The sequence below is a fragment of the Paraburkholderia lebeckiae genome (assembly GCF_050436225.1).
Classification (GTDB): domain Bacteria; phylum Pseudomonadota; class Gammaproteobacteria; order Burkholderiales; family Burkholderiaceae; genus Paraburkholderia; species Paraburkholderia tuberum.
Window position 1 is genome coordinate 4,050,235 of the sequence record NZ_JBNDLU010000002.1, and the last position, 15,996, is coordinate 4,066,230.

The following is a 15,996-nucleotide window of genomic DNA, read 5'->3' on the forward strand; positions in this document are numbered from 1 at the left end:
GAACGGGACCTCTTCATGGATCGGCTGATCTACACCGCGATGTCGGGCAGCGCCCAGGCGCTCGAACAGCAGGCGATCGTCGCGAACAACCTCGCGAACGCATCGACCACGGGCTTTCGCGCGCAGCTCGAAACCTACCGCGCCGTGCCGATGTCGTTCGGCGACGGCAGCACGATCAACGACGACACGACCCGCACCTTCGTGCTGTCGTCGACACCGGGCGCCGACTACACGCCGGGGCCGATCCAGCAGACGGGCAATCCGCTCGACGTCGCGATTCAGGGGCCGGGCTGGCTGTCGGTGCAGACCGCCGACGGCAACGAGGCCTACACGCGCGCGGGCAATCTGCACATCGACGAAAACGGCCAGCTCGTGAACGCGACCAATCAGGTCGTGCTCGGCAACGGCGGGCCGGTATCGGTGCCGCCGGGCGCACAGATCACGATCGGCAAGGACGGCACGGTGTCGGCATTGACGCCGGGCGATCCGCCCACCGCTGTGGTCACCGTCGATCAGCTGAAGCTCGTCAATCCCGATCCGCAGTCGCTCACGCGTGGCGATGACGGTCTGTTTCGCACCGCCGACGGCAACCCCGCCGACGCCGATCCGACCGTGACGGTCGCGCCGGCGTCGCTCGAAGGCAGCAATGTGAATCCGGTCAGCGCGATGGTCTCGATGATCACCAACGCGCGCCAGTTCCAGATGCAGACGCAGTTGCTGGAAAACGCCGACAAGAACGATCAGTCCGCCAACCAGCTGCTCAGCTTCAGCTAACGGATTGCCGCGCGGGGCGCCCTACGAGGCGCGCTCCGAGACAGCTTTGCATGGGGCCGGAGCAAGCGCTAAAGCGCCAACTCCGCCCGACATTGGAGAACCATAAGTGAACCGCTCACTGTATATCGCCGCCACCGGCATGAATGCGCAGCAGGCGCAGATGGACGTGATCTCGAACAACCTCGCGAACGTCAGCACCAACGGCTTCAAGGGCTCGCGCGCGGTGTTCGAGGATCTGCTGTACCAGACCATCCGCCAGCCGGGCGCGAACTCGACGCAGCAAACCGAACTGCCGTCCGGCATCCAGCTCGGCACCGGCGTGCAACAGGTCGCGACCGAGCGTCTGTACACGCAGGGCAACCTGCAGCAGACCGGCAACTCGAAGGACGTCGCGATCAATGGCGCGGGCTTCTTCCAGGTGCAGATGCCCGACGGCACGACGGCCTACACGCGCGACGGCTCGTTCCAGACCAACGCGCAGGGTCAGCTCGTCACGTCGAGCGGCTATCAGGTGATTCCGGCGATCACGATCCCGACCAATGCGACCTCGCTGACGATCGGCAGCGACGGCGCGGTGTCGATCACCGTGGCCGGCTCGAGCAATACGCAGCAGCTCGGCACGATGCAGCTCGCGACCTTCATCAACCCGGCCGGCCTCGACTCGAAGGGCGAGAATCTGTTCGCGGAGACCGCGTCGTCTGGTGCGCCGAACGTGTCGCAACCGGGCCTGAACGCCGCGGGCACGCTCAACCAGGGTTACGTGGAAGCGTCGAACGTGAACGTCGTACAGGAGCTGGTGAACATGATCCAGACGCAGCGCGCGTACGAAATCAACAGCAAGGCCGTGACGACCTCCGACCAGATGCTGCAGACCTTGAGCCAGATGCAGGTTTGAGGACTGGAAATTTAAGGCGGTAAACGATGATGTCGCACTCCACTCGCACTCCGGTTCATTCGCGCACGGCCGAGGCGCTCGTGCAGCTCACGCTGCTCGCCGCGCTCGGCGGCTGCGCACTCGTGCCGAAGCAACCGATCACGCAGCAGCCGATGAGCGCGCTGCCGCCGGTGCCGCCGCAGGCGCAGGCGCCGGGCTCGATCTACAACCCGGGCTACGCGGGCCGTCCGCTGTTCGAAGATCAGCGGCCGCGCAACGTGGGCGACATCATCACGATCGTGATCGCCGAGAACATCAACGCGACGAAGTCGTCGGGCGCGAATGCGAACCGCAACGGCAACACGAACCTCAACGTGCCGACCGCGGGCTTCCTCGGCGGACTGTTCGCCAAGACCAACCTCAGCGCGACCGGCAGCAACGGCTTTGCCGGCACCGGCGGGGCGAACGCGTCGAATACGTTCAACGGCACGATCACGGTGACCGTGACCGGCGTGCAGGCGAACGGCAACCTGATCGTGAGCGGTGAGAAGCAGATGCTGATCAATCAGGGCAACGAGTTCGTGCGCTTCTCAGGCGTCGTCAATCCCAACACGATTTCGAGCCTGAATGCCGTGTACTCGACCCAGGTCGCCGACGCGAAAATCGAATACTCCGCGAAGGGCTACATAGACGAAGCGGAGACCATGGGCTGGCTGCAGCGGTTCTTCCTCAACGTGTCGCCGTGGTGATCATGGGTACCGTCTTCAACACGCTGTCGCGCGCGGGCCGCGCACTGATGTTCGTCGCGCTCGCCTGCGCGGCGCTGCCGGCCGCGACGCCAGCGCACGCGGAGCGGCTGAAGGACCTCGTGCAGATCCAGGGCGTGCGCGACAACCCGCTGATCGGCTACGGCCTCGTGGTCGGCCTCGACGGCACCGGCGACCAGACCACGCAGACACCGTTCACGACGCAGACGCTCGCGAACATGCTCGCGAACCTCGGCATCTCGATCAACAACCAGGCGGCGGGCTCCAGCAACTCGCAGTCGTCGCTGTCGAACATCCAGCTGAAGAACGTCGCCGCGGTGATGGTGACCGCGGTGCTGCCGCCGTTCGCGCGGCCGGGCGAAGCGATCGACATCACGGTGTCGTCGCTCGGCAATGCGAAAAGCCTGCGCGGCGGCACGCTGCTGCTCACGCCGCTGAAGGGCGCCGACGGCCAGGTGTATGCGCTCGGCCAGGGCAACGTCGCCGTGGGCGGCGCGGGCGCGAGCGCGAACGGCAGCAGGGTGCAGGTCAACCAGCTCGCCGCGGGGCGCATCACCAGCGGCGCGATCGTCGAGCGCTCGGTGCCGACGGCGGTGTCGCAGGCGGGCACCATGCAGCTCGACCTGAACGACATGGACTACGACACCACGCAGCGCGTCGTCGCGGCGATCGACAACGCGTTCGGCAGCGGCACCGCGACCGCGCTCGACGGCCGCACGATCCAGCTGCGCGCGCCGGCCGATCCGCAGCAGCAGGTCTCGTTCATGGCGCAATTGCAGAACCTCGAAGTGCGGCCCGGGCAGGCCGCCGCGAAGGTCATCCTGAACGCCCGCACCGGCTCGATCGTGATGAACCAGATGGTCACGCTGCAGAACTGCGCGGTCGCGCACGGCAATCTGTCGGTCGTGATCAATACGCAGCCGGTGGTGAGCCAGCCGGGCGCGTTCTCGAACGGCCGCACGGTGGTCGCGCAGCAGTCGCAGATCCAGATGAAGCAGGACAACGGCTCGCTGAAACTCGTGAATGCCGGTGCGAACCTCGCCGAAGTAGTGAAGGCGCTCAACGCGCTCGGCGCGACGCCCGCGGATCTGATGTCGATCCTGCAGGCCATGAAAGCAGCCGGTGCATTGCGCGCCGACCTTGAAATCATCTAAGGAGCACGCGAGATGAATTCGGATACGACCAATAGCGTCAACTCCGCCAACGATCTGACCAGCCGGTTCGCGCTCGACGTGCAGGGCTTCGGCGCACTCAGCGCGCAGGCAAAAGCCTCGCCGCAAGCCGGCATGAAGATGGCCGCGCAGCAGTTCGACGCCGTGTTCACGCAGATGATGTTGAAGAGCATGCGCGATGCGACGCCGCAGGACGGTCCGTTCGATTCGCACGACACGGCGACGTTCACGTCGATGATGGATCAGCAGATGGCGCAGCAGCTGTCGAAGAAGGGCATCGGCGTCGCCGACGCGATGCTCAAGCAGCTGATGCGCAACCAGGGCATGCAGGTGGGTGGCACGAACGGCGCGGGCGCGGCGGGCGGTCTCGCCGGCATGGCCAACGCGCTCGGCGGCGGTAGCGGCGGCGACGAAGGCCAGAGCGCGGCGCTCAACGCGCTCGCGCGTGCCTACGGCAACGCCCAGTCCAACGGCCAGCTCGCGCTCGGCCGCGCCTACTCGGCCAATAGCGCGCTGACGCCGCCGGTGCGCGGCGACGGCAGCTCGTCGAAGGTCGACGCCTTCGTCGACAAGCTCGCCGCGCCGGCGCAGGCCGCGAGCGCGGCGACCGGCATTCCGGCGCGCTTCATCATCGGTCAGGCCGCGCTCGAATCGGGCTGGGGCAAGAGCGAGATCAAGAAAGCCGACGGCTCGGCGAGCCACAACGTGTTCGGCATCAAGGCGGGCAACGACTGGACCGGCAAGACTGTGTCGACGGTCACGACCGAATACGTGAACGGCAAGCCGCATCGCACGGTCGAGAAATTCCGCGCATACGACTCGTACGAGGAAGCGATGACCGATTACGCGAGCATGTTGAAGAGCAATCCGCGTTACGCGCAGGTGATCAATTCGTCGCGCGACGTGAACGGTTTTGCGAACGGCATGCAGCGCGCCGGTTATGCAACCGATCCGCATTACGCGAAAAAGCTGCTGTCGATCATGCACAAAATGAGCTGATTAAAAATAACGCACGCGACGGGCATTAAAGCGGTTTTAAAGGTGTCGGTAAAATCGGCGATAAAGGCAGCAGGAATACCGGCATCGGTAAAAAGCTCCGGCATGGTCCGGGGCGAGCAAGGTCGCGGGAAATAGGGCGGATACGCTTTTAACGTTTGCGCGAAATTTTCCGGCGAATATTTAAATTGCGCCCCTAAATTTTGGCTCGATGTTGCCGCTAACGAGTTAGACCCGATACCGGAATAGCGCTGTAAGGTCCGGTCGAACGCGTGTGTTGCGGCTTTGCATGAAGACCTTCAGAGTCCATGGCTAGGCCCTGGCACGTGCCCGCAAGAACATGCTTACCGGCAAGCCCATGGATATGAACCAGTCGAACGGCCTGACTGACACGGACGGTCAGCCGCACGTCCCGCAAAACGAGAGCGGTTCCGATTTCGGCCGCCGCAATCCGCTGGAAATCGGCGTGCAGCTGCGCAATATCGTCAATCGCGGCGATTTCCTCACCGTCGAATATGCGGGCGGCCAGATCGTCACGCGCCTGCTCGACGTCGACGTGCGCGAGCGCACCTTCACCTTCGATTGGGGCGCGCTTGCCGATCAGAACAAGGAGCTGCTCAACGCGCCGCGCTGCCAGTTCCACGCGTCGCCCGACGGCGTGCGCGTCGAGTTCACGACGCCGACGCCACGCGAGACGCGCTTCGAGGGAATGCCGGCGTTCGAGGCCGACTTCCCCGAGGTGCTGTTCTACGTGCAGCGCCGCGAGTACTTCCGCGTCGCCGCGCCGATTCTCGACCCGTTCATGTGTACGGGCCGCCTGCCCGACGGCGACACGTTCCGCTTCGAGGTGCACGACCTGTCGCTCGGCGGCGTCGGGATGCGCACGACCGACCTGCGAGTCGCCGAGCTGCCAATGGGCGCGCGCCTGATGGACTGCGAGCTCACGCTCGGCGCGCTCGGCCGTCTGTCGCTCGATCTGCAACTCGTGTCGCATCGCTCGCTCGCGCTGCCGAACGGCACGCAGCGCTATCAGCTCGGCTTCCGTTTCCTGTCGCTGCCGGGCAGCGCGGAAAACACGCTGCAGCGGCTGATCACGCAGCTCGAAATGAAGCGCCGCTCGCTGGCGCGCTGAGCGGCGAGCCAATGCGCGGTGCCGTGCGCTTGACGCCTGGCACTGCGCGAACGCTTTGGCCGACGAAGCAAACGTTGCACTCGCGTCGGAGGCAATAGCGCGGCAACGTCGCGCAAACGAAGTGGAATGGCCCTCAATTTTTCGCACGGTGGGCCGTTAAAGAGGATGTTCCACTAACGCGGTGGCATGTCTGCGATGCCGCCATTCAGGATGACGCATGTCCAGCAATCTGTTGAATATCGGCCTTAGCGGACTCAACGCGGCCCAATGGGGTTTGACGACGACTGGTGAGAACATCAGCAACGCGTCGACACCCGGCTATACGATGGAAACCCCGGTGTATTCGGAGACAGGCGGCACGTATACCGGCTCCGGCTACCTGCCGATGGGCGTCTCCACCGACACCGTGACGCGCGCGTACAGCCAGTACCTGACGACCCAGCTGAACGACGCGCAGTCGTCGAGCAGCGCGCTCACCGCGTACAACACGATGATCACCCAGCTCAACAACCTCGTCGGCAGTCCGACCGCCGGGATTGCGAGCGCGATCAGCGGTTACTTCACGGGGCTGCAGAACGTCGCCAACAACGCGTCGAGCGTGTCGACGCGGCAGACCGCGATCAGCGACGCGCAGACGCTCGCGAACCAGATCAACGCGGCGGGCCAGCAGTACGACCAGTTGCGCTCGAGCGTCAACACGCAACTGAGCAACTCTGTTACGCAGATCAACACCTACACCGCGCAGATCGCGTCGCTGAATACGCAGATCACGCAGGCGAGCAACCAGGGCCAGCCGCCGAACCAGCTGCTCGACGAACGCGACCAGGCGGTGTCGAACCTGTCCCAGCTGATCGGCGTGTCGGTCGTGCAGGACAACGGCAGCTATAGCCTGTTCATGTCGAGCGGACAGCCGCTCGTGCTGGCCGGCAACAGCTTCAATCTCGGCACGGCGACTTCGTCGGGTGATCCGAGCGAGCTGTCGGTCCAGTATCTCGGCCAGGCCGGGGCAAAGCCGACACCGACGCCGCAGACGCTGTCCGACACGAGCGTGTCCGGCGGCACGCTGGGCGGACTGCTGCAATTCCGCTCGCAAACGCTCGATCCGGCCGAGGCGCAACTCGGTGCGATCGCGACCAGCTTCGCCGCGCAGGTCAATGCGCAGAACGAACTCGGCCTGACGCTTAACGGCACCGCGGGCGGCGCGCTGTTCACGGTCGGCTCGCCGACCGTGTACGCGAACTCGCAGAACACCGGCAACGCTACGCTCGGTGTCTCGTTCGCCGACGCGACCCAGCCGACCACGGGCGACTACACGCTGTCGTACGACGGCAGCAGCTACACGCTGACCGACAACCAGACCGGCAGCATCGTCGGTTCGGCGGCGAACCTGACCAACCCGATCGGCGGCCTGCAGTTCTCGGTCGCGAGCGGCACGATGAAGGCCGGCGACTCGTTCTCGGTCGAACCGACCCGCGGCGCGCTCGACGGCTTCGCGCTGACCACCACGTCGGCGTCGGCAATCGCGGCCGCCGCGCCGGTGCTCGCGTCGGCGTCGACGTCCAACACCGGCACCGGGACGATCACGCAAGGCACGGTATCTGCCGGCTACAGCGCGCCGACCAGCACCTCGACGATCACTTACACCGCGGGCACCGGCCTGACCGGCTTCCCGGTCGGCTCGGTGGTGACAGTCGCCGGCTCGCCGTCCACGCAGTACACGATCAGCGCGGCGACGACCGCGGTGCCGTACTCGCCGAGCTCGGGCGCGACACTGACGATCACCAACCCGAGCAATTCGGCGAGCGCGGGCGTGATGAACAACGTGACGGTCACGATCAGCGGCACGCCCGCCAACGGCGACTCGTTCACGATCGGACCGAACACCGGCGCGACCAACGACGGCCGCAACGCGCAACTGCTGTCGAACCTGACTTCGGCGCAGGTGCTCAACGGCGGCACCTCGACGCTGACGGGCGCGTACGCGAGCTACGTCAACAACATCGGCAACCAGACCACGCAGATCCAGACGTCGGCGACCGCGCAAAGCACGCTCGTCACGCAGATCACGTCGGCGCAGCAGTCGGTGTCGGGCGTCAATATCAATGAGGAAGCGGCCAACCTGCTTCAGTACCAGCAGCTCTATCAGGCCAACAGCAAGGTCATCCAGACGGCGCAGACGCTGTTCCAGACTTTGCTTGGCATCTTCTCGTAAGGCGTTGAACCATGCGAATTTCGACCCAGCAGTACTTCAGCATGAACGTCGCGAACATGAGCGATCAGCAGGCTCAGTTGTCGCAGATCTATCAGGAAATCTCGAGCGGCCAAAGCCTGACCACGCCCGCCGACAATCCGCTCGGCGCCGCGCAGGCCGTGCAGCTCAGCTCGACGGCGTCCGCGCTGTCGCAGTACACGACGAACCAGAACGCGGCGCTCACGTCGTTGCAGGCCGAGGACTCGACGCTCTCCACCGTCATCACGACGTTGCAAAGCGCGAACACGTTAGGTCTGCGCGCCGGCGACGGCGGTTTGAACGACGCCGACCGCACGGCGATCGCCGCGCAGCTGACCACCCTGCGCGACCAGCTCGTCACCTACGCGAATTCGACCGACAGCTCCGGCAATGCGCTGTTCGCCGGTTTCCAGAATTCGACCCAGGCCTTCACGACCGATGCTGCCGGCAATGTCACCTATACGGGCGACACGGGCACGCGCACCGTGCAGGTCACCGATAGCAACGCGGTCTCGACCGGTGACAACGGGTTGTCGGTGTTCATGAGCGTCGGCGCGACCAATGCGCAGCCGATCGCCTCGGGCGACCCGGCCAATACCGGCAGCGGCGTGATCGGCGCGGTGTCGGTCAACGATCCGACCAACGCGGGGAACGCCGACTCGTACCAGATCCAGTTCACCGGTAGCGGCAGCTCCCTCACCTACACGGTCACTGACACGACGACCGGCGTCGCGGGTACGGTGCAGCCGTACACGGCGGGCTCGAGCATCACGATCGCGGGCCAGACCGTCGAAATCACAGGCACGCCGGCCGCCAACGACAAATTCACGGTGCAGCCGGCCAACCAGGCGGGCACCAACGTGTTCGCGAACCTGAACGCGATGATCGCCGCGCTCCAGCAGCCGGTGAGCGGCAACCCCGCGGCCTCGGCGAAGCTGCAGAACTCGTTGAATACGGGCCTGTCGCAGCTTGGCAACACGCTGAACAACGTCACCGCGGTGCAGGCATCGGTCGGCGGCCGCGAGCAGGAAGTCAAGGCGCTGCAAACGGTTACGGAGACCAACTCACTGCAAACGCAAAGCGATCTCGCGGACCTGACTCAGACCGACATGGTCTCGACGATCAGCAAGTACACGATGGAGCAGGCGGCCTTGCAGGCTTCGCAGCAAGCTTTCGTGCAGATCCAGAACATGTCGCTGTTCCAGTACATCAACAGCTGATGCCGCTCCGGCGGCGCAATAAAGAAACCGGCGCGAGCCGGTTTTTTTATGTCCGCGATTTTCGGCGTTATCCCAGCGCCGCCGCGACCCGTCCCATCTCATCGATGCCGCTATCGAACAAGTGCACGAAGAACGGGATCATGTTCGGCAGCATCAGCTGCACGAGCAGCAGGCCGACCAGCATCGTCAGCGGAAAGCCGATCTGGAACACGCCGATCTGCGGCGCCGCGCGATTGAGAATGCCGAGCGCGAGGTTCGCGATCAGCAGTGCGACGACGACCGGCAACGCAAGCAGCAGCCCCGCCGAGAAGATCGAGCCGCCCCAGTTCGCGAGCGTCTGCCAACCGTGCGGCGCAAGCAGGTTCGCCGACACCGGCACCGACTGGAACGTCGTCACGAGCGCGGCGATCATCTGCAGATGACCATCGACGGCGAGAAACACCAGCGTCGCGATCGTCGTCATGTAGCGTGAGATCACGACGCCCGAGCCGGTCGCCTGCGGGTCGAAGAAGGTCGCGAAGCCAAGGCCCATGCCGAGGCCGATGAAGTAGCCGGTCGCGTCGATCGCCTGGAACACGACCTGCATCGTCACGCCGAGCGCGATGCCGATCAGGAACTGGTTGACGAGAATCCACACGCCGGCCGCGGAAAACACGGTGACCTGCGGCAGCGCGCCGATCGTCGGGGCGACGATGATCGTCGTGAACGCGGCGAGACCGATTTTCACGCGCGAGGGCAGCGACGTGTTGCCGAGCACCGGCGCGGTCGCGATCAGCGCGGCGATGCGCGCGAACGGCCACAGGAACGCGGTCAGCCAGACGTTCAGTTGCGCGTAGGTGACCGTGAACATGGAGTGGGGAGAGCGGACGTGCCAGCGGCGCTCAGTTGACGAGCGTCGGAATGCTGGTGATCGTGTGGCGCAGATAGTCGAGCATCGTGGTCAGCATCCATGGTCCGGCGATCACCAGCGTGAGCGCGATCGCGAGCAGCTTCGGGATGAACGACAGCGTGCTTTCGTTGATCTGCGTGGCCGCCTGGAACAGGCTCACGACCAGACCGACGACGAGCGCGACGAGCAGCAGCGGGGCGGCCAGCACGAGGCTGACGTACATGGCCTGGTGGGCCAGCGTCATGACTGCTTCGGGTGTCATCGTGAGTGCCTGAAGAACAAGGAGTGGAAAAAATATCAGACGAAGCTCTGCGCGAGCGAGCCGAGCAGCAACTGCCAGCCGTCGACGAGCACGAACAGCATCAGCTTGAACGGCAGCGAAATCGTCGCCGGCGACACCATCATCATGCCCATCGACATCAGCACGCTCGCGACCACCATGTCGATGATCAGGAACGGAATGAAGATCGTGAAGCCGATCGTGAAGCCGGTCTTCAGCTCGCTCGTCACGAACGACGGCACCAGCAGCGATAGCGGCACGTCTTCGGGCCCCTGCATCGGCGCCGCGTGCGAGATGCGCGCGAACAGCGCAAGGTCGCTTTCGCGGGTTTGACGCAGCATGAAGGTCTTGAACGGCGCGACGCCGCGCGCCACCGCCTGATCCATCGACATCGTGCCTTCGGAGAACGGCTTGTAACCTTCGTTATAGGCTTTATCGAGCACCGGCGACATCACGAACAGCGTCAGAAACAGCGCGAGACCGACGAGCACCTGGTTCGGCGGCGTCGTGGTCGTGCCGAGCGCCTGGCGCAGCAGCGACAACACGATCACGATGCGCGTGAAGCTCGTCATCATCAGCACCGTCGCGGGCAGGAACGACAGCATCGTGAGCAGCAGCATCGTCTGCACGCTCAGCGAGTAGGTCGTGCCGCCGTTGGGGCCGGGGCTCGTCGTGAACGCCGGCAGGCCGGCGGTCTGCGCGAAAGACAGCGTCGGCAGCGCGAACAGCAGTGCCGGAAGCGCGAGTTGAAGCGCTGCGGGGAGCGCCCGCCCCGCACGGCGCGTAAGCGTGAAGAACCAACCTGACTGCCTGAAACTGACCTGCATTACCGATCCCCGCCGCCGTGCGCGTTGAAACGTTTGCCCACTTCGCTTTTCAGGGCGTCGCGAAAGCGTTGACCAAAGGTGCCGGAAAGCGGTGCTGGCGAAGCGGCAACCGTATCGGCCGAGACGGAACCCGCCGGCATCGTATGCAGCAGCCGCACGTTGCCGGGCGCGGCGCCGAGCACGAGCCACGTATCGCCGATCTCGACGACCGCGACGCGTTCCTTGCCACCGAGCGAAGCGCCGCCGACCGTCTTCACGAGGCCGCCGCGCTGGCCCGGTTGCAGGCCGAAGCGTCGCGCGAGCTAGGCGCAGCCGAACACGAGGCCGATCACGACCGCCAGCCCGACGAAGGTTTGCAGGACCGCGCCGACGCCGAGCGCCGGCACCGCGCTACCCGCGCCGACACCCGAGGCGATCTTCGCGGCGTTGTTGACCGCGTTCATATCGGCGGCGTGCGCGACGGTGGACGCGAAAAGCGACGCGAGCAGCACGCCGCGACCTGCCAAACGGTTCATCGATTGAGTTTCCGGATGCGTTCGGACGGCGTGATGATGTCGGTCAGCCGGATACCGAACTTGTCGTTGACGACCACCACCTCGCCCTGCGCGATCAGGCAGCCGTTGACGAGCACGTCCATCGGCTCGCCGGCCATGCCGTCGAGTTCGACGACCGAGCCCTGCGCGAGCTGCAGCAGATTGCGGATCGCGATCTTGGTGCGGCCGAGTTCGACCGTCATCTGGACGGGAATGTCCAGGATCATGTCGATGTCGTTGTGCGTCGAGGTCGGCGCGGCCTTCGACAGCGGCTGGAACACGGCGCCCGCGGCCGGGTTGATTTCGTCGTTGCCGTTCTGCTCGGCGAGCGCACTTGCCCAGTCGGCCATCGCCGCGTCGTCTTCCGCGGCGGACAGCTCGCCGGCGGCGAGTTGCTCGGCTGCCGCGAGATCGGTCTCGGGCTTTGCGTTCAGGTCACTCATATCCACCTTCCTTCATCGTGTCGGCTGCGCTGATCATCTTCTGGACCCGCAACGCGTACTGACCATTGAAAATTCCGTAGCCGCATTCCATCACCGGCACGCCGTCTACTTTCGCGGTGATGTGCTCGGGGATGTTGATCGGCAGAACATCGCCTTTGCGCATGTTCAGGATCTGTTCGAACGTGACCGGCACCTGCGCGAGATCGGCGCTCAGCTGCACTTCGGCGGCTTGCACCTGCTGCGACAGCACGCGCACCCAGCGTCGGTCGACGTCCACCGCCTCGCCCTGGATCGGCGACGAGAGAATGTCGCGGATCGGCTCGATCATCGAGTAGGGCATGCAGATGTGCAGCGTGCCGCCCGTCGAGCCGAACTCGATCGAGAACTGCGTGACGATGACGATTTCGTTCGGCGTCGCGACGTTGGCGAACTGCGTGTGCATTTCCGAGCGCACGTATTCGAACTGCAGCGGACGCACGCTCTTCCACGACGCCGCGTAGTGCTCGAACGTCAGATTGAGCAGCTTCGTGATGATGCGCTGCTCGGTCTGCGTGAAATCGCGTCCTTCGACGCGCGTATGGAAGCGGCCGTCGCCGCCGAACAGGTTGTCGACCACGAAGAACACGAGGTTCGGGTCGAACACGAACAGCGACGTGCCGCGCAGCGGCTTCACGTGGACCAGGTTCAGATTGGTCGGGATCGGCAGGTTGCGCGTGAACTCGCTGTACTTCTGCACCTTCACCGGGCCGACGGAAATCTCCGCCGAGCGCCGCATGAAGTTGAAAATGCCGACGCGCAACAGGCGCGCGAAGCGGTCGTTGATGATTTCGAGGCCCGGCATCCGGCCGCGGACGATACGTTCCTGCGTCGCGATGTTGTACGGGCGCACGCCCGTACGGTCGTTTTGCTCGGATTCCGTGTCGGATTCGCCGGTGACGCCCTTCAGAAGGGCATCGACCTCCTCCTGGGACATGAACTCTTCGTGGCCCATTTCTTATTCCTCGTGCGTCCCTTGGCGATTGATGATGGCAGCGCTAAACAACGTCACGTCACTGCACGACGAATTCAGTGAACAGCACGTCCTGCACGCGGATCGGTGCGACGCCCTTGTCGATCGGCTCGGTGATCAGCGTCTTCAGCTCTTCGGCGAGCGCGCGCTTGCCTTCGAGCGGCGCGAGTTCTTCGGGGTGCTTGTTCGACAGCGCGAGCAGGATGCGGCTGCGCACTTCCGGCATGTGATCGGTGAGCGCCTGCTGGGTGACGGCGTCGCCGAGCTTCAGCGTGAGGCCGATGCGCAGGAAGTGTTGCTGGCCGTCGTCCGATTGCAGGTTGACGGTCATCGATTCGAGCGGGAAGAACAGCGGCACGGCGGATTGCGCCGGCGCGGCTTCGGCCGATACGGCGACGGGTGCGCGCTTCGACAGGAAGAACCACACGCCGGCACCGGCAGCGCCCGCGGCGATCAGCGCAATGAGGACGATCAGGATGATGCGCTTCAGGGGGCCCGGCGAGGCGGGCGCGGCTTGTTGCGGGGCGGTCGTGGTTGCCATTTGGGTTGCCAGCTTGTTGCTGGCCTAGTAAGGGTTAGGGTGATTGTTGTTGATTTGCCTGCGGCGCTATGGGTCGAAAAGAAGGGCTATTTCTGGCTATTTCTGGCCGTTTCTGGTTTTTGGGTTTTTTTTTGTCGTTGTTCTGGCTTTGTTGGCCTTTCCTTGCTGACTTATCGGTCTATTAGCGTTGCCCCTGTGCGGGGCGGCACCTACTTTCTTTGCTGCTGCAAAGAAAGTAGGCAAAGAAGACAGCTCAAACCGCCAACTCTTAAGCGGGTCCCTCGGTCTGCATCAGGTAGTGGTGCATCTGGAATCCGTGCTCCCGCACATTCGGCGCCAGTGACAAGGCTGTCATTCTTCCGGCGGCGCTACGCGCGCCGAAACCCCGCTCAAAAACCACTGGTTGTTTCGGCGCATCGCCGAGGCGCAGCCGAGGGTCCCCGCTGCGCGGGCAAAACCATTGGTTTCCCAGGTAGACCCGTCCGCGACGCACGTAGTGCGGAGTGGGAGGGATGACGGCTTTGTCACGAACGGGGAATGTGCGGCGGCCCGGATTCCAGATGCACCACTACCCCTTCCAAGCCAGGGGACCCGCTTAAGAGTTAGCGGTTTGAGCTGTCTTCTTTGCCTACTTTCTTTGCAGCAGCAAAGAAAGTAGGTGCCGCCCCGCACAGGGGCAACGCTAATAGACCGACAAGACAACAAGGAAAGGCCAAAAAAGCCAGAACAACGACAAAAAAAGCGCCCCGCCTCGCTTCAGGCAAACGTATCGACCAGTCCAACCTGCTGCCGCACGGCAACACTCCCGATGGCATCGCTGGAGCCGTCCCCTGCAAAGGCGCCCCCACCACTGCCCCTCTTCCCATTCCCCCCACCCGCGCCAGCGCCCTGCTGTTGTTGCCCGCTTTGCCGCGCAAACCCATCACTCACACTCGCACTGCCAAGCCCAATCCCATTCGACTCCATCGCCTCGCGAAGCTTCGGCAACGCCGCCTCGACCGCCTCCCGCACCGACTGGTGCTGCGAAACGAACAGCGCATGCGCATGGTTATCCGCCACCTGCAACACGACCTGCAACGGCCCCAGATCCTTCGGATTGAGCGTCAGCTCAGCACTCTGCGAATGCGCATTCGACAAAAACACCACCTTCTGGCTCAGCGCGTCTTCCCAGTCGCTCGTGCCGACTTGCGGCGTCAACGCATTGGCGGCGGCGGCCGCGCTCGCATTGCCCGTACTCTGCGCTGCCGCCGTCGTGCCCGCGGCGTTCGCTGCCGCCTGCGTCGCGGCCAGCGCGGCGTTCGCCGCCTCGGACGCGCTGCGCGCCGATGCGAGGTTGTCCGCCTGGCCGCTCGTCGCGGCCGCGGCGCTCAACGCATCGGCGGCCGACTTCGCGGCCGACGGATCGGCCAGCGCGGTCGCGGCGGCCGTCGCCGTCGACGTCGTGTGGGTCGTCGAGGCGCCCTTGCCGTTGCCGAACAGGCCGCTCGCGAGTGTCTTGTCGTCCGTCGTGCCGTTCAGGCCGTTTTTCGTGTTGCCCAGGCCGCCCGCCGCGCTCGCGGCTTTTGCGGCCGCGCCGGCAGCAAGCGCGGCCGCGGGCACCGCGCCCTGGCCGCTCGACAGCGCGGACAGCGCACTCTGCAACGCATCCTGCAGCGACTTCGGATCGACCGCGCCTTTCCTGCTTGCCGCGGTGGCCGCGAGCGCGCCCGTGGCCGTGCCGGCCAGCGCGCTCACCGCATCGGCGGCGGAGCTTGCGGCATCGGTCGTGGTGGTGGCGCTCGAGTCGGCGTTATTGGCGACGGCTTGTGCCTGCGCTTGCGCCTGAGCCTGGGCGGTAGCCGCAGCGGCGGCGAGCGCGCCAGCGTCGGTTTGCGCCTTGGTGTCTTTCTGCCTGGCTTGCGTCGCGGTCGTCTGGCTGTTCGATGCCTGCTGCGTTGGTGTCGTCGACGCCGTGGACGACGGCGATGACGCGCTGCTGCTGGCCGCGTTGCTCGCTGTGCCGTTGCCGTTCTGGCTACCGCTCGCGCTTTGCTGCGAGGAAGCGGGAGCGGGTGGCGGCGCACTGGGCGCGCTCGACGCCGAGGCATGCGACGCCGTCGCTGAACTGGTCTGCTGTTGATTCGCGCTGTTCTGCTGGTCGATGCTTTGCTGCAAGGTCTGCGCGAACGGGCTCGAGCCCGCGGCGTTCGCGGCCGCGCTGCTCGACCCATTGCCGCTCGTGTCGAGCAGCGTGCTCAGTTGGGAGCCGATCTGTGAAAGAAGCGACATAACGAATCCTGTGAATCGGTCGAACGGGTGTGCCGTAGGGC

At 64.9% G+C, this 15,996-nt stretch carries 15 protein-coding genes and 1 pseudogene; 8 read left to right on the forward strand and 8 right to left on the reverse strand.

The genetic code is table 11. From position 1 onward, the window contains the following. The first annotated feature begins 15 nt into the window (after positions 1 to 15). From flgF to flgL, 8 genes are all read left to right on the forward strand, one after another. Positions 16 to 774, forward strand: coding sequence for a flagellar basal-body rod protein FlgF (gene flgF / locus OKW45_RS33215; protein ID WP_018418764.1), 759 nt, complete (start codon positions 16 to 18; stop codon positions 772 to 774). A 106-nt stretch (positions 775 to 880) separates the two neighbouring features. After that, positions 881 to 1,669, forward strand: a complete 789-nt coding sequence (gene flgG / locus OKW45_RS33220) for a flagellar basal-body rod protein FlgG (RefSeq protein ID WP_018418763.1) — start codon at positions 881 to 883, stop codon at positions 1,667 to 1,669. 29 nt (positions 1,670 to 1,698) lie between these two features. Further along, positions 1,699 to 2,397, forward strand: a complete 699-nt coding sequence (gene flgH / locus OKW45_RS33225) for a flagellar basal body L-ring protein FlgH (protein ID WP_026225508.1) — start codon at positions 1,699 to 1,701, stop codon at positions 2,395 to 2,397. A 2-nt stretch (positions 2,398 to 2,399) separates the two neighbouring features. Next, positions 2,400 to 3,569 carry a flagellar basal body P-ring protein FlgI gene (locus OKW45_RS33230; RefSeq protein ID WP_026225507.1) on the forward strand — a complete coding sequence of 390 codons (1,170 nt, stop codon included), beginning with the start codon at positions 2,400 to 2,402 and terminating at the stop codon, positions 3,567 to 3,569. Positions 3,570 to 3,581: 12 nt separating this feature from the next. Then, a complete protein-coding gene (gene flgJ, locus OKW45_RS33235) occupies positions 3,582 to 4,586 on the forward strand; it encodes a flagellar assembly peptidoglycan hydrolase FlgJ (protein ID WP_429473085.1) in 1,005 nt (334 codons plus the stop codon). A gap of 355 nt (positions 4,587 to 4,941) precedes the next feature. After that, the gene (locus OKW45_RS33240; RefSeq protein WP_429473086.1) at positions 4,942 to 5,715 is read left to right on the forward strand and encodes a flagellar brake protein; all 774 of its coding nucleotides are present in this window, start codon (positions 4,942 to 4,944) and stop codon (positions 5,713 to 5,715) included. 217 nt (positions 5,716 to 5,932) lie between these two features. Then, positions 5,933 to 7,927, forward strand: coding sequence for a flagellar hook-associated protein FlgK (gene flgK, locus OKW45_RS33245; RefSeq protein WP_429473087.1), 1,995 nt, complete (start codon positions 5,933 to 5,935; stop codon positions 7,925 to 7,927). 11 nt (positions 7,928 to 7,938) lie between these two features. Then, on the forward strand, positions 7,939 to 9,165 hold the full coding sequence (gene flgL / locus OKW45_RS33250; protein WP_429473088.1) for a flagellar hook-associated protein FlgL: 1,227 nt from the start codon (positions 7,939 to 7,941) through the stop codon (positions 9,163 to 9,165). A 67-nt stretch (positions 9,166 to 9,232) separates the two neighbouring features. On the opposite strand, the gene fliR is transcribed toward flgL, so the two are convergent. The 8 genes and pseudogenes from fliR to OKW45_RS33290 form a co-directional block, all read right to left on the reverse strand. Next, positions 9,233 to 10,015, reverse strand: coding sequence for a flagellar biosynthetic protein FliR (gene fliR, locus OKW45_RS33255; RefSeq protein ID WP_429473089.1), 783 nt, complete (start codon positions 10,013 to 10,015; stop codon positions 9,233 to 9,235). Positions 10,016 to 10,046: 31 nt separating this feature from the next. Further along, positions 10,047 to 10,316: a flagellar biosynthesis protein FliQ gene (gene fliQ, locus OKW45_RS33260; RefSeq protein ID WP_026225505.1), complete on the reverse strand. Its 270-nt coding sequence runs from the start codon at positions 10,314 to 10,316 to the stop codon at positions 10,047 to 10,049. Between the two features lie 35 nt (positions 10,317 to 10,351). Next, on the reverse strand, positions 10,352 to 11,161 hold the full coding sequence (gene fliP / locus OKW45_RS33265; protein WP_429473090.1) for a flagellar type III secretion system pore protein FliP: 810 nt from the start codon (positions 11,159 to 11,161) through the stop codon (positions 10,352 to 10,354). After that, positions 11,161 to 11,676: pseudogene (gene fliO, locus OKW45_RS33270) on the reverse strand (flagellar biosynthetic protein FliO). Before fliO ends, fliP begins: the two are co-directional and overlap by 1 nt. Further along, positions 11,673 to 12,137 carry a flagellar motor switch protein FliN gene (gene fliN / locus OKW45_RS33275; RefSeq protein ID WP_018418752.1) on the reverse strand — a complete coding sequence of 155 codons (465 nt, stop codon included), beginning with the start codon at positions 12,135 to 12,137 and terminating at the stop codon, positions 11,673 to 11,675. Before fliN ends, fliO begins: the two are co-directional and overlap by 4 nt. Then, the gene (gene fliM, locus OKW45_RS33280) at positions 12,130 to 13,128 is read right to left on the reverse strand and encodes a flagellar motor switch protein FliM (protein ID WP_018418751.1); all 999 of its coding nucleotides are present in this window, start codon (positions 13,126 to 13,128) and stop codon (positions 12,130 to 12,132) included. The genes fliN and fliM overlap by 8 nt, the downstream gene beginning before the upstream one ends. 58 nt (positions 13,129 to 13,186) lie before the next feature. Then, the gene (fliL, locus tag OKW45_RS33285; protein WP_429473091.1) at positions 13,187 to 13,687 is read right to left on the reverse strand and encodes a flagellar basal body-associated protein FliL; all 501 of its coding nucleotides are present in this window, start codon (positions 13,685 to 13,687) and stop codon (positions 13,187 to 13,189) included. Positions 13,688 to 14,443: 756 nt separating this feature from the next. Next, entirely contained in the window at positions 14,444 to 15,955 is a 1,512-nt protein-coding gene (locus OKW45_RS33290; RefSeq protein WP_429473092.1) for a flagellar hook-length control protein FliK, read from the reverse strand. Positions 15,956 to 15,996 lie beyond the last annotated feature (41 nt).